Here is a 23,267-nt window from a genome sequence, read left to right as displayed (position 1 = left end):
TTCTAGGATTCGAAGTTTACTTTAAACATATTAAGTAATACTCTGGATTGGGAGGATACCCTGCAAAGAACTGTCAAACTTCTAATGAAAATGGGGATCTCTATTGAAGTGACTAATTCAACCTAATAGCCTTATTTTGCTCTACTGCTTAAAACCTTTTCTAAAATCTCATTGGCATTTTTGGCTTCTTTCTTGCCAACTTCTGCTTCAAGAACGGATATCAAGCCTCTCATCTGGCCCTCGGTCAATCCCGTATTAAACCCGATGTTAAAATGCGCTTGCAGTTGGGAATTAACACCTTCCATATTAGCCAGGGCCGCAATGGTTGCTAGTTCCCTAGTCTGGAAATTCAGGATGTCGCGCCCGAAGATGTCTCCGAACAAGTGTCCTTTCAGAAACTGATCGATGACAGGGGCGAATGTATAGGTCGGCCCTGTAACCGGTGTTCCAGCTAAGCGTGTCTGAATTTCGGTTCCAAGTTCGATGCTGCTTTTGTCGGCAGGTAACGGACTTGCTTCCTTACCAATATTATCCTTGATACCTTTCGATTCCCGGTCTTCTAGGGCAGCCATTAACGTGTTGATACCATTAAGGCTGCGTGGGAATCCCGCATAAGCATACATCTGTACGAGAACTTCCTTGATCTCATTGACTGTTAAACCGGCATCCAAACCTGCGTTCAGTTCATCTTCTAATTGTGCCAAATCACCATTTGCGGTAAATGCTGCAATGGTCACTATTTTTTGTTGTTTGGCATCTAAGTCTTGTGTTTCATCTTTTTGTTTTTCATTTTTTTGTTTTTGATCTTTCTGCTTTTCATTATCAATACCGTATTGTTCGTCAGTAACCTTTTCTAACCATTCTGCATTTTTGCCATCTAGCACTCCTGTAAGAGCCAAATGTGTCATAGTGTTTGTTGGTGAGGCTCCATGCCAATGTTTGACTCCAGGCGGAAACCATATTACATCGCCTTCCTTGACTTCCTGAATCGGGCCACCCCATACCTGTACCCAGCCAACGCCTTCTGTAATAACCAATCTCTGCCCTGTCGGATGGGTATGCCATGCGGTTCGTGCTCCTGGCTGGAACGTAACATATGCTCCTGAATAAGGTGCAGAATCGTTTTCAGAAAATAAAGGCTCAACCGTTACATTCCCGGTAAAGTATTCAGCCGGTCCTTTGTAGGAATCCTGCGAACCGCTTCGAGTGATCGTTAGGGAAGTTTCGTTCGTTTCTGCTGCCATTGGCTTACCTGTATACACGTTTAAAGAAACGAGCAAGGTAAGTGACAAAATCAATACGTTAAGTAGCTTTTTCATTATTTTCTCCTTCCGAATCTAGTTCAAAGTTAGAAAAGTTAAACGAGTAGAATGCTGTCCAGGATGTAATAGATTAACTGCAAAGTGAACTTGGACGGGAACAAACGAACGGGTTCGTTACCTTAAGCCGCAATAATGACCTTGGCGGATACGAATCAAGCTGATTTGTTTCCGTTTAGCATATCAACTTTTCACGCTTATTTTCTCCATAATAAGAAACCTAAAATCCAATCGTGGTTCGTATCAAAATTTTGTCTATGCAGGGTATCCTCCCAATCCAAAGTGTGAATTCCATATCTATCTAACTCATTAACTTTGTATATTCCTCCTTTAGTTACTGGATTTTGGCTATATAGGATGAAGATTAAAAAATCATCACCAATTGATTAATCAACATATGTATATGATATTAAAAGAAATAAGCTTCTTTCAATCGTTAAATGAACACTATTTGTTGCTTATTGAACAAAATAAACAAAACTGTTGAATATTTGTGAAGAAGATTAAAAAACAGGACTATTTCACTAGTGGTTGTGTTATCTTTTGATAATACCGTTTTTTACAAATAACCCCAGCAAGCCAGATGCCGGGGATATAAAGTACCACTATTCTTTTACAATGACTTTCTCTTCCATAGAGAGATGGACAGAGCAAAAATAGGTATAATGCTTTCTTCCCCAATAACAGATTGGTCAACTTAGCTACAGGTCAGCCTGTTTGTGGGGAGGAGGACTGGTGTTCCAAGTTCCCATTTTACCGCTTGCACATTTGTTTGACCTCCAAGGGAAAAAAAGCGCATTCCTCTACTTTCTTTGCTAGGAAAAATCCTCCCAGTGAAAACCTTCTCCCCATTATTTACAAATATTTCGACTGAAGAAACGTCAACAAAGACTCGGAACGATATGGTTTTAGATTCCATACTACATTTCCTAATCGAACCAAACTCCTCACCAAAGGCCTTCCCGGAGTGGGTACGGTCGAAAATAATTTTTTTCTCAACAGAGTGATATTTAATGACTGTTTTTTCATTTTCCCCAACACGGATCTCAATACCAAATTCCTCAGCTGTACTTGAGGAGAATTCTGCTAATAGTTCGTAAATATCCCCCTCAAAGCCTTCGAAAGTCATAGATTCATTATTCAATATTTTATTAGCTTCTATTTTCCCTTCACGAAGCAAATCAAGTTCAACTACTGGTTTTTGAATAATCTTCCCCTCTTTAATCGATAACTCTCTTGGTAGGGTTAAACAATGGGCCCATCCTTCGGAATCAGTAGGATACTCAATTTCGGGTAATCCCATCCAGCCAACAAGAATACGTCTTCCGTCCGGGGATAAGGTTGTTTGAGGAGCATAGAAATCAAACCCAGCGTCCAATTCTTGAAAATCACCATGTTCAAAAGTACCATTTGCGGTATCTAAAGGATTACCAATAAAAAATCCTGTTTGATATATATTTTGATAAGCGTCACCTTTAGGCTCGAGCCCCTGAGGACTAAATAAAAGAACTCCCTGATTTTGTAACTCAAAGTAGTCAGGACATTCCCACATAAAGCCAAAATCTCTTTCTTTTGTTTTGACCTCTCCAATCCAAGTCCACTGTTTTAAATCACTCGATTGGTAAAGGAGTGCACAACCCGTCAAATTTTTTCGTTGTGCCCCAACAATCATAAAAAACTTATCATCCGCCATCCAAACCTTTGGATCTCTAAAATGGTCAGTGTATCCTTCTGGCTGCCTTTTAATAATTGGTTCAGGCTGTTTGACAATTCTTCCTGTTACATTCATGATTGCTAAGCATTGAGAGGCGTGACGATTCCATTGTTCATCTCGTTTATTTGCAGTGTAGAACAAATAAAGAAGTTGATTATGCACAAACCCACTTCCAGAATATATACCGTGACTTTCATATTCATATTCGGGTTTTAACGCCACCCCTTTATTGTCCCAGTTTATCAGGTCAATGGATTCTGTCTGGAACCAATGCTTCATCCCATGAACAGCTCCAAAAGGAAACCATTGATAAAACAAATTATATCGTCCGTTATACCATACAAATCCATTAGGATCATTTAACAGTCCATATTTCGGTTGAATGTGATATTTTTGCCGCCATATACTGTCCGATACTGAAGCTTCAAGCTTTTTTCGTTCTCCTTCGGTCATACTGTCATACGTTCGATAACGTTCTTCTATTGTCCATGCCATAGCTACTTTTCCTCCGAAACTAATTTTTATGAAAAATACGAGCTGCTAAAGTGCAACTCGTATTAACCGAATAAATTCATCTAAATAGCACCAATCAACTAGCTCTACTTTTACTCTGATCTTGGTCATTTTCCATAACTGCTTTTGGTACCGCAAAAAGGTAAGTAATAATAAAGGCAGCTACAAAAATCAATATTGAAACTACAACGTACACAGCAAGCTGGTTCCACTCATAAATGTACATTAAAGGAGAAAGGACGACAGCCAAACCATATGAATTTGCTTTAATATTCAAGAACGAAAGAATCGCACCCCCCACCGCTGAACAAGCAATCATCACATAAAGTGGTTTCATACTATATCTCATAACGACACCAAACAAGGCTGGTTCACTAACACCAAGTAATTGGGTTAGAGTTGCACTCATCCCTGTTACCTTGACCGTTTTCTTTTTTGCTTTTAAGGTAATCCCTAAACAAACCCCTGCATTGGCAAATCCATACATCGCACATAGAGTAATAAGTGGATTAAACCCAGTGTTGGCAAGCAATGTTGTTTCAATTGCAATAAACAAATGATGCATTCCCGTCATTACTGCTAACGGATATAGGAAACCAATTAACAGTCCCCCAATACCAAGAGGAGCACTAATAAGTTTAGTAATAACCGTTACTAATCCTGATTCCACAAAATGCAACAAAGGACCGATGATGAGTAAACCAGTAATCATCATCGTTAATAAAACAAAGAAAGGAGTAAAAATTAAATCTAATGCATTCGGCATGATGGCTCGTAGCTTTTTCTCAAGTTTTGCACCAAGAATACCAACCACAAGTGCTGTCAATACTTTACCTTGATAACCCACAACCGGAATAAAACCAAAAGCCATTAATGGTTCTACTCCACTATTGACATCTGCTACCGCATAAGCATTTGGAAGGGCAGGAGAAACGAGCATTAATCCAAGGACAAAACCGATTATAGGCATACCACCAAAATTCCTAAATGCAGACCAGCAAATTAAAGCTGGTAAAAAGGCAAATGCAGTATCCGTGAGAACAGATGTAAGAGTCTTTAGATTTCCAGGAATATCTTTTGAGCTCATGTCAATTAGACCTAAAAAGGCGTCACTGAACAATACACCTTTTAGACCAAGAAATAAGCCTGTTGCTGCAATAATTGGGATAATAGGGATAAAAATATCAGCTAATGTCCGGACAGCCCTTCTTATTCCCTTTTCCTTATGGGAAGAAGAGGCTTCCTTATTGGGTTGCTCAACCATCTGATCAGGTTGATTCCCTTTTAGTGCGGCATAGACTTTATTTACCGTTCCCGTACCCAAAATGATCTGGTATTGACCAGCATTATAAAAAACACCCTTGACTTCATCGATTCTCTCGATCGCTTCATCATTAATCATTTCACGATCTTTAACGGAAATGCGCAATCTTGTGGCACAATGAGTATACGATTCAATATTATCCATACCGATAACCTTAACTATTTCATTTCCTATACGTTCATATTTATTTTCACCCATGCTAGTTCACTTCCTTCTTTAAGAGTACTAGTGCCTGATATGGCTTTAATGTATATTCTTGCTCCGTTATCGTTGCGTCTTCTTCTTTATAATTATTAAGGAGGACATCGTATTGATAAGGTTCCAATTCAACTTTCTCAGGTTCAGGTGAAAAGTTGAAATAACAAACAACTTCTTCCGCATTAAAATTTCGTTTATATGCAATAATGGTTGGATGTTCTTCTAATATAGGTTTAATCTTTCCATAAATAAGAGATTCTTTTGATTGTCTAACTTGAATCATTTTTTTATAAAAATTCAGAATGGAATTTGGATCTTGTTCTTGTTGTTCCACATTAATCGTTTTGTAATTTTCATTCATTCCCAACCATGGTTTGACTTTTGAAAATCCGCCATATTCCTGTGCACTCCAATGGAATGGTGTTCTAGAATTATCACGGCTTCGCAGGTTAATAAAGTGCAATGCTTCTTCTGCACTAAAGCCTTCGTCCATTGAACGATAGTACTGATCAATACTTGAAATATCGTCAAATTCCTCAATGCTTTTTCGTTTAAAATTTGTCATGCCAATTTCCTGGCCTTGGTAGATAAAAGGTGTCCCTCTTAAATTGAAATACATAGCACCCAACATGGTCGCTGAATAGAAATTTCGATTCGCTTCTTCTTTTATATACTTGCTTATGGAACGATTCTGGTCATGATTCTCTAAAAAATTGGCTCCCCAGCCGACTTTTTGGATTTCATTTTGACTAGTAAAGATTAATTTCTTTAAATCCAAGACATTCCAGTCAATCCTCTTAAACCACTCACTTCCAGAAGCAACATCAAGGTCTGCGTATTTAAAATCAAAAATCATGGAAAAATATCCATTGTCCCCAATATAATCACCGTATTGTTCATAAGGAACGCCTGGGGCTTCACCAATCGTTACACAATTATATTTAGAGAAGGTTTCTTTATTTAACTCATGTAAGAAAACTTCAATTCCGGGGCGATTCCGCGTTTTCTTTGTACATTTGCCTAGCCCGTCTACTCCATCAGAAGGGATGTTATCATAGCTTTGATCTTTTTTAATAAATGTAATAGCATCGACTCTAAATCCAGCAATACCTTTTTCCAGCCAGTAATTGACCATTTTATATAATTCTTCCCGAACCTCCTTGTTTTCCCAATTTAAGTCAGGTTGTTTCACATGGAAAGAATGAAAATAATACTCTTCTGTACCTTTCAAGGGCTCCCATACACTTCCACCAAAAACAGAACGCCAATTTGTAGGGGGCTTCCCATTCTTTCCTGGCTTCAAAATGTAATAATCCCTATATTTACTGTTCTTTGGGTTCTCCAATAAGTCTTGGAACCATGGATGTTCATCGGACGTATGATTGATGACCAAATCAAGGACTATCTTAATCCCTTTTTCTTTTGCCCTATCAATTAATTCTTCCAGATCATTCAGATCCCCGAATTCAGGATTTAATTGATAATAATCTGAAATATCATATCCATTATCAGCCATCGGAGATTGATAAATTGGACATATCCATATCATTGTAATCCCGAGTGACAGGAGATAATCTAATTTTTGGGTTATTCCTTTTATATCCCCTATTCCGTCATTATTGGAGTCATAAAAACTCTTTGGATAAATTTGATAAATTACTTCTTTTTGCCACGATTTTTTCTCCATGTTGCCCTCCTGTTGTAGATGAGTTCCTCTACTTTTTCATGTGGTATCGATTCCATACTTAGCAAAAAAATAAAACGCTGTATTAATAGTTTAAATGCGTAGTATTAATAAAAAACCACATGGTATCGATTCCATAAATTCACAAAGAAATTTTAGGAACCGATTCTATTTTTATTATATTTTCAGTTCTTTAACCTGTCAACGCTTTCTTGTTCGCTATTACCAAACAATCTCTTTCCAACAATGCTTCTTACCAACACAAAAAAAGCGAAATCGATACCACATTTCACTTTTAATCATGGAACTACGCTTACGTCGATTGGCGGACAATTAAATCAATCGGCAGCTCATAAGTTTTTATCTGCATTAGGGGATTTTCTAACAACTCAATCATGACTTCAACCGACTTTTCCCCCATCTGATCCATAGGCTGACGAATAGTCGTAAGTTTCGGATCCAAAATTTCTGCAATTGGTTGGTCGTCAAAACCAACAACAGCAAGATCTTGAGGGATGGATAGACTATGCTCCTTCGCTTCAATGATGATTCCAGCAGCTACCTCATCACTTCCTGTAAATATGGCCGTTGGACGGTCAACCATCTCAAGAATTTGCTTCAAGACTTTTTTCCCATCTTCTATCGTATGTTGGTCCACAAAGATCCATCTTGGATTAATCTTTATATTTGCTTCCTGCATTGCTTTTTGGAAGCCAAGATTTCGGTCTCTCCCTCTCCCCTGTGCATCGAATAATCCACCCGTACAATAAGCGATCTTTTGATGGCCCTTTTCAACCAAGTGTTTTATTCCTAAATAAGCCCCTCTTGTTTGGTCCAGGCGGATCATCGGGGCCACTTCCTGATTGACGTAATCATTGCACAGCAAGATGGAACCATACTTAGTATATGGTTCTATAATTTCCCAATCATTTTCAATTGAGGTCATTATGATCCCATCTACCTGCTTGTTTTTTAACAGATTTAAAAAGGCCAGTTCCTTTTCTTTGTCCTCATTACTTTGGGCTATTAATACCTGATATCCCTTTTGGTAGGCTGCATTTTCGATAGAATTCACGAGATAGGAAAAGAAAGGATTCACGATTCTTGGAACAATGACCCCTATAGTTGTAGTTAGCTGGCCTCTTAGTCTCCTTGCGGTTGGGTTCGGTGTATAGCCCAGCTCTTCCATTGCCTTTAAGACCAATTCCCTCTTCTCCTCGGAAACATATGGATGATTATTTATAACCCTGGACACAGTCGTTTTCGATTGTCCCGATAACTTTGCAACATCTGAAATTGTAGCCATTTGCTAATTAAACCACCTTATCAATTACATTGTTCATTCTTAAAATAAGTTTACTTGAGCAAAGCCCCTAATGCAATCGATTCCATATATATATTGATTTTCGTTTTTTAAGTAACTACATCAAATTTATTATATTTGCATTTTCTATGTTTTTTATTGCTATTTGATATGCGCGTACAGCAAAAGAAAAGGCTTAGCAAAAACTAAACCCTTCTTTATTTCACTAACCTGCCCCGTTACTTTATGTAGAAACCTTCACAATCTCAATAGAGTAGAACCTATTGATACAAAATCAAATCACCTCTAAATTAGGCTCCGTGATGTCTCATAAGACTTGTATCAAAATCTAATCGTTGTAAATCCGCATTTTCCTGACGCACCCCTAATAGAAAATAATTTAAAAGTGCAAACTATTTTAAAGGAGGTGAAAACATGCCAAACATGAAAAATATAACAGGTTTAAAAACAGCAGTTCAACCGACTGAAGGCGGGGAAGGTATACCATCTTTTGCAGGCTCCATTTCAGGCGGTGTTGAACGCCCAGGCGCAACCAGTGTTGAATCACCGGGAGCAACCGCTCATGTTTCAACAAACTCAAATGCCCCCAATGACCCGGTTATTGCTCCACCAGAACATTAAGACAAAACAGATGAAGCGATTGAATGATGTCCTCTAAGACTTAAAAAAACGCCATTATTTGAAGTGACCCCTGTCAAGTAGACAGTAATAAAAAAGCAATTAATGTAGCCTAAGTCCTGTATTTATATGGATTCAGGTTGTTTAGGAGAGAAAAACTAGAAGTTTTTTGATAATGATAAATTAGTTATCCTTAAAACCTTAAAAGAAGGTAAAAGAGTGTTGCATAAACAATCAGGCCTGTTCGGTTCTTTTTGTGCTAATCAATTCCATCCCAGTTTATTTAAACAGTGAAATCATAGGACCGATCGTCTCGGAAACTGATATAACAAGCCAGATTATTTTGAATCAGGAATTGTTTAATAAATCTTCAGAAATTCACCGCCTACGCGCATGAAGGCCATTCAATCGGTGGAAACCATTCGTGAAAATGCTTTTTAAATCTTCAATAGGTTAATAACCGTTTGGTTTCAAACATTGCCAGAAAGCCCGGTTTCTTGAATTCGATGAGAAACCGGGCTTTCTTTTTGAAAACAAGAAGAATAAAAAAGACCTGCAGTACCGAGTTTAAGAAACACGGACTTACAGGGCTTTTAGAGCACATTTTAAAAACGTCTTAGCTTAAAAAGCATATATAAGCATATTTAATGGAACAAGTTTTCACTTGAGAGTAAAAGTCCAATGCAGCTTGTCCCTGTTCTCTTGTATGCGAGCTGGAAGATTTCATGCCACCAAAAGGTGCTTGATACTCTACTCCTGCAGTCTCCTGATTTACTCGCACCATAGCGACTTCGGCATCCTCTAAAAAGCGCATGGCTTTCTCCATGTCATTTGTAAAGATAGAGGCACTCAATCCGTATTCTGATTGATTGCAAAGACGGACTGCTTCTTCGAAATTTTCCACTTCCACTACCACTGCCACAGGTCCGAAAATCTCCTCTGTAAATAGACTGTGGGAGGCCTCCACTTTTCCTAAAACTAGAGGGCGGATATAGGTATCCTTCGTTTAATTGTTCTACAATTCCTTCTGCGATGATCTCACCTTCATTACGAGCCAAAGCAACGTATTCTGAGATTGTATCGAATTGTGATTTTGAAGCAACTGGCCCTAAATAAGCGTCAGCATCCAACGCATCTTTAACGGTTAAATTATTTACTGCCGCACGTAATTGATTTATAAAATTGTTGTAAATAGCCTTTTCGACAATGATTCTGCTTGTTGCAGTCCATTTTTGCCCAGCCGAACGAAAAGCTCCGCTTATAATCATTGGAATAGCTTTTTCAAGGTCCGCGTCCTTTAGAACGATAGCTGCATTTTTTCCGCCCATTTCTGTTTGATACTTAATATTTCTTTTTGCACTAGCAGAAGCAATCTGCATTCCTGTTGAAGTAGACCCCGTGAAGCTGACTGCATCAATATCTCCCTCTTCCATAAGTGTGTTCCCTCTAACTCGGCCCCTGGCAATAACAAGATTCAGGACACCCGCAGGCAGCCCGGCTCCTTCAAATACCTTCATCAATAGGCTGGCTGTAAAAACGGCATTATCTGCTGGTTTCCATACAATAGAATTCCCACAAATAAGAGCAGGAGCGATTTTCCAAATAGGAATAGCAACCGGAAAATTATTCTAGTTTGATAATCTCTTCCCTCTGAAATGATTCCACGATAAAGTAATTCTCTTTGTAGCATTGGCTCAATTACCTCTTTCAGCGTCCCAAACTTATAGCATTTTTTTCGAAGTTAATCCGAACTAACATACTTAATAAAATATTTTAATACTTAAAAGATTAAAATATTATAGTACATACAAATTTAAAGCATGAGCCACACCATTTTCTGAATTTGACAATGTTACGGTATCACACATTTTTTTCACCTGAATATCTGCGTTGTCCATCGCAATAGATAGCCCAGCACATTCTAGCATTGGAATGTCATTAAAATTGTCTCCTATAGCCACTGTATCGACCATAGGAATATTATAATATTCGGCCATTCTTTTCAGTCCAATTCCTTTATGGCCATCCTTATGCATAATTTCTACATTGAAAGGACTGGAAGATGTTACCGCAATGTTCGAAACATGATGCAGTGATGAAATTAATTCTTTTCTTCTTTGAATATGAAACGTCAGAATAAAAAACTTGTTAACAGTTAATCTATTATTTAGTAATAAATCCTTATAATTTGTAAAATAATTAAGATTAGACTGCAGTGGTTTTTTAATAAAACGATTAAAGTCATGATTAGTTAAATCTTCAATACTTTGAATTACCCGATTTGACCAATCAATTGGAACGAATATTCCTTTATTTGTATAGAGACAATACGGCAACTTCTCATCATCTAATCTCTGTGCGATAAATTTCACATCACCTAGATCCATCGAAATACTATTCAATAGTGTATTTTCTGCTTCTACAATGGTCCCATTGCTTCCTGCAAGGGGACATGTAAGATCATATTTGTTAAGAATTTGTTTAATATCCTCCGGAGCACGTCCGGAGCAGATCATCACGAAATGTCCGCGGCTCTGTACTGTCCGAATCGCCTGGATATTTTCTTGTGAAATATGTTTTTCAGGGGACAGCAGCGTACCATCCAAATCAAGTGCGATCAGTTTCAAATTTTTCCCCACCTTCTTTTTTAATGATAAAAAATAAATTATAGTTATGGTAAAACTAGAAGGTAACTGAATTTCACAATATGAGTAAGAAAAAAACGGATGCAATGTGCAACCGTCGTAATTTTATTAATAAACTCTATATAACTAGCAAATATTTTTCTCAGTAGCCCGAAACTTAGACAAGAACAGGTTGTTTTTCCTTTGCTAAACCTAAAAGACGTTCCTTGATTTCTTCTACACTGACATATTTCTGAGTAACACCAGTTTCCATGGCAGCATTCGCAACAGCTGCTGCTTCATGCGCTGCTACCCTGCGATCAAATGGATCTGGAACCACATAATCTGCGTGAAGCTCTTCATCCGAAATTAATCCAGCAATGGTATAAACGGCAGCCAGTTTCATTTCATCGTTGATTTCTTTCGCATTAACATCTAGAGCCCCGCGGAAGATACCAGAAAATGCGAGGACGTTATTAACCTGATTTGGGAAATCAGAGCGTCCTGTCCCTACTACGAGTGCCCCGCTTCTTTAGCCTCTTTTATGGAGCAGCAGCTTAACAATGACCACGCCAGCGGCACCAGCACCGTTTACCACGACACGAATATCCTCTATGTTTTTATCTGCCAGTTTAAGAGCTTTTATTAATCCAGCAGTAGTCACAATAGCCGTACCGTGCTGGTCATCATGGAAAATAGGAATATCGCAAGCTTTTCGTAAACGCTCTTCTATTTCAAAGCATTGCGGTGCAGCGATATCTTCTAAATTGACTCCTCCAAAGGTCGGCTCTAATAATTTAACTACCTCCACAATTTTATCTGGGTCAGTTTTACAATGTCTATTTCAATTTGGTTGTAAATACTTTTGTATCTCCAGCTATTACTTGCTTTGAATCTTCCCAGTCGAACTTAAATTTGCCTTCTGCACTGTTGGTTACAACCATCGGTATAATAGTGTTACATCCACTTTTTTTTATAAAGTCTAGATCCGCGTCAACAATGGTTTGACCTCTAACCACTTTGTCTCCAGTTTTGACAAGGACATGAAAACCCTCACCCTTAAGTGAAACAGTTTCTAACCCAATATGAACAAGAATTTCTTCCCCTAATTCGGTTCTAATTCCAAAAGCATGTTTCGTATCAGCGATTAACGTAATTTCACCATCTACAGGTGCGACAACTTGACCATTTGAAGGTTTAATCGCAATACCTTCACCCATAATTTTTTGACTAAAAACGGGATCTGGAACATTTTCTAACTTAACTAGTTCTCCTGAAACCTGTGCAAAAATTTCTTCGTTTCTTACTTCTTTTTTAAATAATTTTTTAAACATGTTTATAACCTCTAATCACTATTTATTACTAGCAACCAAACAACTAGAATAATTCTTTTCCTGTATAGATTTGCTTGCATTTATTGCCTTAAGAGAAAATTCTTCCGCTAATTGTGTTGAAAGACCAATATAATTCTTAGGATCAAGCATCTCCCTGATTTGTTCCTCTGTAAAGGCATCTGCTATTATTGGATTTTCGCTCAGTACGTCAAAGTAGTTCCTTCCTTCTAAATAGGATTTCATAACTAACTGGTACACCAAAGAATGGGCTTCATCTTTCCCTAATTTCCTTGCTATTTCCATCATGACATATTCGCTATTATCAAGACCATTATTTAGCAATACATTTTTGTACATATTTTCCTTATTAATAGTCAACGTTCTCGTTAATTCCTCTCCTCTTAAAAGGATCTCTGTTGTTAAAGAAAGAGCTTCTTCTAAGGTCGCATCAAATAGCATATAAGAAGTACTATCACCTTCAAATGGTCTTGGGCATGAATAGAGGCCCATTGACACTAATGAATATAGCTTTTGAGAATTCGCAATAATTCCTTTCGATAATTTCGGATTGATCTTATGAGGCATTGTACTGCTGCCTACTGTACCCGATTGGAATTTTTCGGACACTTCACCAAACTCTTCAATTGAAGTATAGTAAACTTCTTCCGCTATTTTATGGAAGGTGCTCGCTAGTAAAGAGAGGTTCATGATATATTCCACTTTATGGGTACTTATATTTCTAGAAGGGATATCCATGGAATACATATTTAATAATTCAGCCACTCGATCCTGCACTTTTCGTCCTACTTTTCCTGATGAGTTAAAAGCTCCTACAGCCCCGCCCATCATGACATTAAATACCCTTTTTTGTACTTCCTCCATTCTTTCAACAGAGGCTAGCAGCTCACTTATCCAAACAGATACCTTATATCCATATGTTATGGGAATAGCATGTTTGCCATGGGTTCTACCAGGTAAAATGGTATCTTTATTTTCTTCAGCCAATTTAGCTAAATTTTGTAGAATTTCGCCAACTACCTCTAAGAACTTATCGTGTATTCTTTTCATTAGAAGTAGTTGAGCGGTTTGTTGAATATTTTGAGTTGTTACTCCATAGTGAATATATTTTCCACTTTCTTTATCACATGCTTTAACCAAAACTTTCAAAAAAGGAACAAATCCATGGCCTATCTTTTGCTGAATGATCTCCATTTGTTCCAAGTCCAAATTTTCTAATTTACAGGCTAACCCAATATTTTTTGCCGCACCACTCGGAATAATACCAAATGCTGCTTGAGCCTTAGCAAGAGCTGCTTCTACATCAAGCCAAGCTTGATATTTAGCTTCATTGGTTAACAGATATTTTATTCCTCTATCATTCATCGATTTACTTTTCGAATCGTATAGTGCTCTCATCATTCCACTCCTATATAGTTGCCCATTTTCATTTGATTATCTATGTTGGGTTTTGACAATCATAGGACTAAGCTGCTTCTTCTACTAACGCATTTTTAACAAATTCAACGTGTGGCCCAAATACAATATGAATATGATTCTTTTGCGGAAAAAACATCCCCGAAGCCCCTGAATCCTTTAATTTTTCTATATCAACTGCACTCTGATCTCTCAAATCGATTCTTAGTCTTGTTATACAGTTATCAATATTCTTAATATTACCTTTTCCCCCAAGTGCTTCTACAACAATTGCGGCAATTTCATTGTATTTCTTTTCTTTTAAAAGTGTATTATTTCGAACATCATCTTCTCTTCCAGGCGTTTTTAAATTAAATTTAAGAATCGCAAATCTAAATACAAAGTAAAAAATTACGAAGTTGACGATACCTAATAAAACTAGGTTAATCCAATTTGTATGTTCATAAAGTAAGCCAAATACTCCAAAATCGAATATCGTTCCTCTAATATAACTTGTTGATACATCTAAAAAATTGAGTGGGAGAGCTGTGATTCCACTAAGCAATGCATAGACAAAATATAATGGTGGTGCAATGAATAGGAATGAAAATTCCATTGGTTCAGTAACATTTCCTAAGAACGCTGTTAAAACCACTGTTATAATCGTTCCTTTAGCTATTTGCTTATTACCCTTATAGGCGGTATGATACATGGCTAAACCTATAGCAGGAATTCTAAACAATGTGCCTAGCATTTGGCCTGAACCCATATAGCTTGTAAGCGCTGGCATTAAACTCCAACTCTCATGGTTTGGCCCTAATTTGAATAATATCTGGTTTACGGCATTAAGTATTCCTGTGTATACTTGACCATCAATTACATACGTTCCTCCAACTGCTGTAAATCTTAGCATTTCGTTTAGTACGTGGTGAAGACCAAAAGGAATCAGAAGTTTTTCGATGAACCAATATAATCCAACCCCAATATATTTGTTCATAAAGATAAAAGAAATACTGATCAAGAATTTAGTTAGAGCGCCCCAAATGAAAGGAATAACTAGTCCAATTGGAATCATGGCCAAAAATGTAAGGATAGGAACTGATTTTTTCCCACTGAAGAAAGCAAATGCTAATGGAAGTTCCAACTTATAAAACCTATCGGTTAACTTGGCCGCTACAAGACCAGCGATGATCCCTCCTACCGCTTCTGTTTTGAGCGTCTGAATTCCCAGAATCATTCCTTGTCCTACTTCAGGTAAATGTTCAGTAGCCAATTTACCGGTTACAGTAAGCCAAACATTCATAACGATCAATAAAGTCAAATACCCTAAGACAGATGAAAAAACGGCTATTCCTTTCTCCTTTTTAGACATTCCATATGCTACACCCATGGCGAAAAGTAAAGGGATATTATCAAAAACCACTCCCGTTATGGTTCTTAGATTTTTGATAATCGTTTGAAGTACTTCATTTCCTAAAAAAGGAAACTTATCAATCATGTAGGTTTGAGCTAATGCTCCTGATAATCCCATAATCAAACCTATAGGCGCCATCACTGCAATTGGTAGTAATAGTGACCTGCCAAAGGTCTGCATTCCATCTTTCATTTTTTGTTTCATAATTAACCTCCTCGTTTAGTGACCAGTGTTGTTTAACGATTTCCCAGGTGTATAGTCGGCTTCAGCCTTCTCTTTGGATTATCTTTATCATTTTATTTTTAATTCTTTTCCATTCTTGCTCTCCCTTCTTCCTCTCCTTGTTTTAATTTTATTTTCATTAAGCGCTTTCTTCAAGGTAACTTTACGAGTTGAAACCGGTTCAAAAAGTTGCCCCAATTTCATAACAAATTTAACCAAATAAAAATCCATCTAGAACTCCTATGTAATTTCAACCAAAAATGCTTTAATACTTGTGTTTAGATATATACATCTTTTGTATTTAATGATTTAGTCTATAATAAAAATAGATTTCCTTTTTATACTACAAAGGAGTTTTGATTATATGAGTATTAATAAGCTTGACTTAAAAATAATAAGTTTTCTTCAAGAAAAAGGTAAATTAGATCTTACAGATTCCGATCAGCTTTTTGGCAGAAGTGCAAATAGCTTAAAAAGACATATAGTTAATATTAACTTGTATCTCCCAACTGAAAAACAGATAAAAATATTAGGAACCACGGTTTTAAGTACACTAACATACAATGACTATATTAATTTCATGAATAATCTATCACTAGATGAATATTTCTCTTCACAAAGTGAACGTATTTTTACAATTATTGTTTTGTGTTTTTTAAATAAATCTTTAAATACGACTAGACTGTACGAGGAAATCGGTATTAGTTTAACTACAAAGAAAAAAGACAATAGAGCTCTTACTGAGTATCTAAAATTAAGAAATTTAGACATGGAAATTATTCCCAAGAGGGGTATCGAAATAGTTGGAGACGAAATAAACTTCCGTATTTTAACTACATCTATTTTAGCTTCTATGCTAGAAATGGATTATTTCGGTAAACTTATCAACCGAAAAGCAAACAATCCCTTACAAAAAATGATTACAATGATTTTTTCAGAAAAGACGAAAATTGAAATACGTCAGGCAACGGAATTATTGGAGGATTTCATTGAAATAAATGAAATGAGAGTGTCTTATCCATCTAAAAAGTTTTTTTATATCTACCTAATTCTAAGCCTATATAGAATAAAAAGCGGTATTTTATTAAAAGCAGATGAGAAACTCCAGCTAAAGGTACGGACATATCATTTATTAAAAATAAAAGACCATGATGAGAAAGATGAGAATTTATTCTTAGATTATCTAATCTCATCCCTAGATTATACGTCCTATACTCCACCACCTATAGATAACCAACTTAAAGAAGTAATCATAACTTTCATAGCTGAAATCCAAAAAAATATAATTACAACATTTTATAGTAGCGAGCCTGTCTTTAATGAGGTTTACAAGTACATTTACAAAAGCATCATTCGAAATAAACATGATTATCACTTCTATGACAATAAGTTAGATGATACCCATAGGGAGTTGCCTAAGCTGTTTGGCATTGTTAGTAGAGCTATACCAGTGATTGAAAGCAAAATTGATATTCAATTTACAAGACAACAGATTTCAACACTGACTTTAATATTTAGAAAATTCATTATGGAAAATAAAATTATTGGAAGAAATAGCAAAAGAATTGTCATTGTTACTAATTCTACAGTTGAGAAAACTAGTTTTTTTGTAGAGAACTTAAGACATTACGTTGATGTAACAATTGTTGAAAATATTAATATTAATGAGCTTCATCTCCTTAAAGATCTAGATTATAACTCTATAATTACTTTTTCCAATAGAATTGCTACTTTATTAGGGGAAGAAAATTACACATGTATTAAGTTGAATTTTTATCTCCATCCAGATGATATTGAAAAACTCTTAGGTCTAGGATTTTCCAGTAGTTCTAGAAGGAAAATTTTATCTGATCCCTTTCTTGACGAAATAGCAAATAAATCACCAAGTGAAATCAAAAAACTTTTACTTCAGAAATTTTCATCACATTTTTTATAGGTAGATTGTGTCACCAATCTTATATCGATATAAGATTGGAAAACATATTAAATTTCTTGTTTTCTCCATCGGTATTTGTTTAAACACCCGCAAAAAATCAGAGCCTTTCTATATAGAGAGGCTCTTTACTCACTGTTACATCTATTATTTATCCTTCCTCACAAGTAGTGAAGAGCACTCCACATGTGTTGATTGTGGAAACAAATTCCCCAATTATAACTGCGTTTTTAATCGACAGTTTTGTCGGCTACAATAAAAGAGACAGAATTATTTCTGTCTTTTTAAAAAATATAAACCGCTTATTTTTAATAGAGGAATATTCCGGGAACAATAATAATTGAGAAGTCTACAAGGTTTAGTGGCTAGTTGGGGTGAATTTAACCGTAAGAAACATGAAGAAGTTGCTTTTCGATTAGACTGTGGGATTCAGGTGATTTACTCGAAGCATTGTTCAAAAACTATTAACGCCTACCAGATTCAAATGGTGTTCTTTTAAAAGTTGAAAATAGCTACATTTTCCTCCCTTTAGTATCTTAAAGCAATGTTCTTTATAACCTTTTAGCAATATTAAGAAGAGGCTCCAAGGAAAATTACTCCCTACAATGGACTCCTAAAAACAGGAGTCCATTGTATTTTAATAAGTTAATTGTTCTGCCTCTTTTCCATAAATACACCTCCTAAAGAGATTGTCACAAAATCAATTTACAGTACTATTTGAGGGTAAAAAATAGGGCGGCCATCATAGCCACTCTTAACTAACGGTCTCTTAAACTTTCCTGCTGCTGATCAATAAAAACTATCGTTAAATACATTTTTTATCCGTTCAACTAGCATTCCTCATAGTACTTGGAGTATATTAACAAAATATAATAGGTTGTTTTTGTGTTAATGACTAAAAGGAGTGTATAATTCGGATGTTAAAAATTGAAGTACCAAGAATTGAAAAGGTTATGATTAGTGAGGATGGCAAGTATGGAAAGTTTGTAGTTGAACCACTTATTCGAGGATTTGGAACGACACTTGGCAACTCATTACGTCGCATCCTTTTATCTTCGCTCCCCGGTGCCGCTGTCACTTCCATACAAATAGATGGGGTACACAATGAATTTTCATCTATTGATGGGATAGAAGAAGATGTAGCAACCATCATTTTGAACATAAAAAAATTATCTATGAATATTTTCTCTGACGATGAGAAAGAATTGATGATTGATGTACATAGTAATGGTACAATAACAGCCGCTGATATTTCTCATGATAGTGATGTAGAAATCTTAATTCCCGACTTACATCTTGCTACCCTTAAAGAAGATGTACATTTTAGAATGCGCCTAACTGCAAAACGTGGACGTGGTTATGTTCCTGCAGAGCAAAACAAACGTGGTGGCCTTCAAGTAGGAGTCATACCAATAGATTCAATCTATACACCGGTTTCACGCGCCAGTTATTTAGTTGAGAACACTCGTGTAGGTCAATTGGATAGTTTTGAAAGGTTATATTTTGAACTTTGGACAGATGGGAGTTTAGGGCCCAGCGAAGCCATTTGTGAAAGTGCAAAAATGTTTAATGAACATCTTTCTATTTTAGTAGGACTTAATCCTGAATCCCAAGATATCCCAATTATGGAAGAACAAGAAGAAGTTTCAAATGAAAAAGAAATACTTAAACTGACTATTGAGGATTTAGACTTTTCTGTTCGTTCTTTCAACAGTCTAAAACGCAGTGGGATTAATACTATTCAAGACTTAGCTAATAAATCCGAAGAAGATATAAGAAAATTACGTAACTTAGGACAAAAATCTTTAAAAGAGATCTTAGATAAATTAGAAAGTTTGGGTATTATCGTAGGCAAAGATGATTAAAATCCATTATTACAATAATATATAGAAATTAGATTGATGTTCAAGTGGACTGATTTCAGCCCTTTCCGAAACACCTGTATGAATATCGTAAAAAAACGAAGACAATTAATTAAACATTTTAGGCATTAACCCAAGAAACTTTCACACATCTGACATAATATAGAACAAAAAATTTGTACTTCAACCAGTTATTTTAAAAGGCATTTAGATAAAAGGTTTGGTGTAATTTAGTCATATTTCCCTTTTTTACCAGTAATAAAAGAAGCAAAATAAAAAGGCGTTAATTCCTTGACCCCAAGGAAAATTACTACATGCTTTGGACTCCCAAAAACGGGGGTCCATTGTATTTTAGTAAGTAAATTACTCGGCCTCTTATCATTAAATAACCTCCGAAGAGATTGTCACTATAAACAACCCTTCCACATGTACTCACCTCGTAATATATTACTCTACGACAGCAACTCTGAAAACATCTACGATCTCAATCCGCTCATACTCGCCAGGCTTTACTTCAACACAATTTATAACTATGAAATAGTTAACTTAAATAAAGATATAACATACATTTTACGAATACAACCTAAGATAATATAACTTATGTGTTGTCATATATGTTATTTATATTATTAAAATATTTAAGAGATTAACAAATCCCATCCTATCGACTGTTTACGGAATATACTAATTTGCAATGATTTATCCAATTAGCTGATTGTTTTGTTGAGTTATGTTGATGGTGTCTCTTTTGTTCAGCGGTAAAAGCGGAAATACTAACTCAGCGAATTAATATGTTTCCTCTAAATGAGGGTATCCAGATAGCACAAATGTATCGATACCAAGGCCGAATATTCCTTCATCTTCTCTGCCACTTGTGTAGGATTGCAAACAAGTGCTGCTCCAGCTCTACCACGAAAGAGACCAACCACTGCCCAAAGGTTCGGCTGATTTCTAGCGTCTCTCTTTCTCCTTTAGGACGTCCTCCATAACTGTGTTAACGTTGTCTCATTTTTCCTACGCCATGGACACAATTCTCTCTTTTTGTTACTAGGTGTAGGCACCGGTATTACTATCTATCATTGTACAACCCTATTGGTTTCTTTTAGGAACTCACATAGCTGAAAAGATATTTAGGCTATAATGCACCAGCCATTGCCCAACCCGTACAAATGGAGTGCAAATTGTTCCACCATACTCATGATTTGATTCGTAACCAAAATATGTACATAAGGTATGTTTCATTTTATTGCTCTCTCAAATTACCAATTTTAGATGTTTGAATAGTCTGGAAATAGTTAGTATAATAGAAAAAAGGTCCAGGAGTTGATTTCTTATGGAAAAGAATTTGCTTAATTCACCACAAACTGAAGTAAATGTCATGGATTCTCTAATTGCTGAAATGGTGTTAGACAAATCCCTACGTGATTTCCGAAAAGAGAAAATTCAAAAGAAAATCGACCTGTCCTTACGAGACAAAAATAAAGCAGAATTCCTACGATTAACAGAGGAATTAAAGAAAGTTTCTTAAAATTGTTTTATGTAATCGCTCTTAAAAGGATCTTCCAATGGAAGATCCTTTTATACTGCTTGTTGAGCTAAACCAGCACCCGTTTGTTGGACTCGGAGTCACCTTCGTTTATCTTTTTAATAGAAATCTTCTTGCAACTAGTTTTGTTGTTCCTCCCATAGCCCCGATCATTCCTCTTCCAGAACCCGATGAATACCACATGTTCCTAAGTACAGACGGACTCTTAATGTGGAGAATACAGTAACCCATGAGTAAAAGAAAATTAAGAAACGTAATATTTTCATTGATTAAAATACTTAGAGCGACTACGAATAAAAAAATTTTCGCGATAATAGTAACAATCTGACTTAGTAATTCACGCCACCAGACACCCAAGTATTCATTATCATCAGCACTGACCGATACACAAGCTAAGGGAGATATTAACTCCTTTTAAAATATATTACTTCAACTCTCTCAATCCCCAATTTCTGCATAGATTTGAGGGCTTTTCTTCCGATTGTCTGCATAGAATGTAGACAAGGGTAAGTGATCTCTCAATGAAAATAGTTAACCTGGAGGGAATAACCTAATGCAATTTATTGAAGATGTTAAAGACGTGAAATTTAGCTTTTTGGAAAAACCGCCGGCGTCGTCTATGAATTATGCCTTTGTTTATGTTAATAATCACAACGAATACTATGCAGTTAAAAATGGAGAGCGATTGTCACGTAGTGAATTGCGGATTGGCAAATATAAAAGGGTTTATACAGTCAATATGCAGCAGCAAACCATCACCTACAATGAGGAAGTCCCTTCGGCAACAAGAGGAAGAAGGTTTTCTGTCAATTTATTTATCGATATTGCCGTTGTACACCCCGAACGGTTAGTTCAACAAAATGCAGGAGAAATTGGCAACATTTTTAACAATAATCTGCCCTTCTGGGTGGAGTCGGAAGCAAGATTTTATCCTATTGAAGATGATCTGAGATTTGCCCGGCATATTGAAGAATTTTTTCAAACCTCGCCATTAGTCAAAGTGTTAAGAGATGCTGGAATTGTTGTTCGAAATGTTCGTGTTTTGATCCGGCAAGGTATTCGGGACCAGCGCCATGATGAGGCGATCGCCGATTTAGACCGGAACGCAGAATTATCCGCCTATCAAGAGGCTCTCGACTTGGAGGAAGCGCGCCGGATTTCGGCCTCGATTAAAGAAGCCCTTCAAGCAGGTGATTTTATCACTGCAGGGAAGCTTGGAGAAAAGAATGAAATGGCAAAGAGGTTAGTGGAATCGGAATTTAGCCAGAATCAAACCTTCAAATATGAGGTAAACAAACAACTTTTTAACTTGATCAACGATCACTCTATTAACCAGTTTGAGGCAGAACAAAGAGTGGCCAGGCTAAAAAAATTCTTCCCCTATCTCCACGTCAATCTGGAAAACAACAATAGAAAAAAACAGATTGCTGGTCCAAGGAGAGAACTTCCATCCTATTTAAATAAAGGAGATTAGCGATTGTGGAATCCATTTTAAATCTGCTGTTTTGGATCTGGTCACCTATTTCTGTCCTGCCGGAATGGTTGCGTATTTTTTTGGCTCTCTTTGTGCTCCTGCAACTCGCAAGGCTGATTTTGTTGTACATTTTCCCCCCCTTATTAAACTTGTTGTGCCATTTGTTGAAAAAAATGTTTTATCTCATTTCTTATCCAATCATGGCACTTATTTACAGGATTCAAAAAAAACGGAGAGAAGCAGGAAAAGCGGGCATACCTGTTTGGATTAATATTATTGAAGGAATGTTTGCCTTGTTCGAAAATTTTTTCAACAAAATGATTCAGCTTTTCATGAAACGAAAAAGGGATAAGACAAGGATTAAAAGATGGACCTTCTATTCTGCCACAGCTTTAGTGATTTTGCTTACTGCAGCAATCATCAACAATTCAAATGAGTGGTATACACAAAAATGGAAAAAAGCTGAGGTATGGTTAAACCAAGAACATGTGCACATACAAGCATCAGGGGCTTCCCCTGATCAAAAAGAATTAATTTTAAATAAGAAATATGAAGATGGCGGAAATATTCGTGAAGCTCCCACATTAACCGCGCCTCGTCTATACACTATTACAAATGGAGAATTAATGCACTTTTTGAATGAAGAACAAGTAGATTCCAAAGGAATTAAATGGCTAAAAGTTCAAACCGCAAACGGGATCGAAGGCTGGATTTCAGCCTTGATTGTCAGGGAAAAATAATAAATTGAGAG

The 23,267-nt window shown here is 36.4% G+C and carries 17 protein-coding genes and 3 pseudogenes; 6 read left to right on the top strand and 14 right to left on the bottom strand.

What is annotated here, in order from left to right; genetic code table 11:
* Window positions 1-131: 131 nt before the first annotated feature.
* The 5 genes from J7E67_RS32070 to J7E67_RS08270 form a co-directional block, all read right to left on the bottom strand.
* Complete coding sequence (locus tag J7E67_RS32070) at window positions 132-1,319, bottom strand: (R)-mandelonitrile lyase (protein ID WP_308160698.1); 1,188 nt, start codon at window positions 1,317-1,319, stop codon at window positions 132-134.
* A gap of 697 nt (window positions 1,320-2,016) precedes the next feature.
* Window positions 2,017-3,528, bottom strand: coding sequence for a glycoside hydrolase family 32 protein (locus J7E67_RS08285; protein WP_214716355.1), 1,512 nt, complete (start codon window positions 3,526-3,528; stop codon window positions 2,017-2,019).
* A gap of 94 nt (window positions 3,529-3,622) precedes the next feature.
* Window positions 3,623-5,068, bottom strand: a complete 1,446-nt coding sequence (locus tag J7E67_RS08280) for a PTS transporter subunit EIIC (RefSeq protein ID WP_214716354.1) — start codon at window positions 5,066-5,068, stop codon at window positions 3,623-3,625.
* Window position 5,069: 1 nt separating this feature from the next.
* Window positions 5,070-6,755, bottom strand: coding sequence for a glycoside hydrolase family 13 protein (locus J7E67_RS08275; RefSeq protein WP_214731355.1), 1,686 nt, complete (start codon window positions 6,753-6,755; stop codon window positions 5,070-5,072).
* Window positions 6,756-7,065: 310 nt separating this feature from the next.
* The gene (locus tag J7E67_RS08270) at window positions 7,066-8,058 is read right to left on the bottom strand and encodes a LacI family DNA-binding transcriptional regulator (RefSeq protein WP_214716350.1); all 993 of its coding nucleotides are present in this window, start codon (window positions 8,056-8,058) and stop codon (window positions 7,066-7,068) included.
* Between the two features lie 432 nt (window positions 8,059-8,490).
* Here J7E67_RS08270 and J7E67_RS08265 point away from each other — a divergent pair, with 432 nt between their 5' ends.
* The gene (locus J7E67_RS08265) at window positions 8,491-8,697 is read left to right on the top strand and encodes a hypothetical protein (protein WP_214716346.1); all 207 of its coding nucleotides are present in this window, start codon (window positions 8,491-8,493) and stop codon (window positions 8,695-8,697) included.
* A 613-nt stretch (window positions 8,698-9,310) separates the two neighbouring features.
* Here the strand turns inward: J7E67_RS08265 and J7E67_RS08260 are convergent.
* The 7 genes and pseudogenes from J7E67_RS08260 to J7E67_RS08230 all read right to left on the bottom strand — a co-directional run.
* A pseudogene (locus J7E67_RS08260) lies at window positions 9,311-10,319 on the bottom strand (aldehyde dehydrogenase family protein); the annotation flags it as partial.
* Window positions 10,320-10,490: 171 nt separating this feature from the next.
* Window positions 10,491-11,321, bottom strand: a complete 831-nt coding sequence (locus J7E67_RS08255) for a Cof-type HAD-IIB family hydrolase (RefSeq protein ID WP_214716344.1) — start codon at window positions 11,319-11,321, stop codon at window positions 10,491-10,493.
* A gap of 175 nt (window positions 11,322-11,496) precedes the next feature.
* Window positions 11,497-12,144 (bottom strand): annotated as a pseudogene (locus J7E67_RS08250) (NAD(P)-dependent malic enzyme); the annotation flags it as partial.
* Window positions 12,145-12,157: 13 nt separating this feature from the next.
* Window positions 12,158-12,652: a PTS sugar transporter subunit IIA gene (locus J7E67_RS08245; RefSeq protein ID WP_214731353.1), complete on the bottom strand. Its 495-nt coding sequence runs from the start codon at window positions 12,650-12,652 to the stop codon at window positions 12,158-12,160.
* An 18-nt stretch (window positions 12,653-12,670) separates the two neighbouring features.
* On the bottom strand, window positions 12,671-14,071 hold the full coding sequence (locus tag J7E67_RS08240; protein WP_251026642.1) for a class-II fumarase/aspartase family protein: 1,401 nt from the start codon (window positions 14,069-14,071) through the stop codon (window positions 12,671-12,673).
* Window positions 14,072-14,135: 64 nt separating this feature from the next.
* A complete protein-coding gene (locus J7E67_RS08235; RefSeq protein WP_251026641.1) occupies window positions 14,136-15,683 on the bottom strand; it encodes a PTS transporter subunit EIIC in 1,548 nt (515 codons plus the stop codon).
* Window positions 15,684-15,770: 87 nt separating this feature from the next.
* Window positions 15,771-15,932, bottom strand: a complete 162-nt coding sequence (locus tag J7E67_RS08230; RefSeq protein ID WP_214716338.1) for a hypothetical protein — start codon at window positions 15,930-15,932, stop codon at window positions 15,771-15,773.
* A gap of 133 nt (window positions 15,933-16,065) precedes the next feature.
* On the opposite strand from J7E67_RS08230, the gene J7E67_RS08225 reads away from it, so the two are divergent.
* Both J7E67_RS08225 and J7E67_RS08220 read left to right on the top strand, forming a co-directional pair.
* The gene (locus J7E67_RS08225) at window positions 16,066-17,637 is read left to right on the top strand and encodes a helix-turn-helix domain-containing protein (RefSeq protein ID WP_214716336.1); all 1,572 of its coding nucleotides are present in this window, start codon (window positions 16,066-16,068) and stop codon (window positions 17,635-17,637) included.
* Window positions 17,638-18,551: 914 nt separating this feature from the next.
* Window positions 18,552-19,499, top strand: a complete 948-nt coding sequence (locus J7E67_RS08220; RefSeq protein WP_214731351.1) for a DNA-directed RNA polymerase subunit alpha — start codon at window positions 18,552-18,554, stop codon at window positions 19,497-19,499.
* A 786-nt stretch (window positions 19,500-20,285) separates the two neighbouring features.
* On the opposite strand, the pseudogene J7E67_RS31140 reads toward J7E67_RS08220, so the two are convergent.
* Window positions 20,286-20,469 (bottom strand): annotated as a pseudogene (locus tag J7E67_RS31140) (alkanesulfonate monooxygenase); the annotation flags it as partial.
* Window positions 20,470-20,829: 360 nt separating this feature from the next.
* Here J7E67_RS31140 and J7E67_RS08215 point away from each other — a divergent pair.
* Window positions 20,830-21,024 carry an IDEAL domain-containing protein gene (locus J7E67_RS08215; protein ID WP_214711490.1) on the top strand — a complete coding sequence of 65 codons (195 nt, stop codon included), beginning with the start codon at window positions 20,830-20,832 and terminating at the stop codon, window positions 21,022-21,024.
* 108 nt (window positions 21,025-21,132) lie between these two features.
* Here J7E67_RS08215 and J7E67_RS32265 read toward each other — a convergent pair whose 3' ends face one another.
* On the bottom strand, window positions 21,133-21,447 hold the full coding sequence (locus tag J7E67_RS32265) for a conjugal transfer protein TrbL family protein (protein ID WP_374102936.1): 315 nt from the start codon (window positions 21,445-21,447) through the stop codon (window positions 21,133-21,135).
* A gap of 148 nt (window positions 21,448-21,595) precedes the next feature.
* On the opposite strand from J7E67_RS32265, the gene J7E67_RS08210 reads away from it, so the two are divergent.
* Entirely contained in the window at window positions 21,596-22,516 is a 921-nt protein-coding gene (locus J7E67_RS08210) for a hypothetical protein (protein WP_214731348.1), read from the top strand.
* A 5-nt stretch (window positions 22,517-22,521) separates the two neighbouring features.
* Window positions 22,522-23,256, top strand: a complete 735-nt coding sequence (locus J7E67_RS32065; protein WP_214711487.1) for an SH3 domain-containing protein — start codon at window positions 22,522-22,524, stop codon at window positions 23,254-23,256.
* Window positions 23,257-23,267: the final 11 nt, after the last annotated feature.

This window comes from Bacillus sp. ISL-46, from assembly GCF_018613205.1.
Note: the sequence above shows the minus strand (reverse complement) of the source record. Positions and strands in the feature narration are given on the sequence as shown.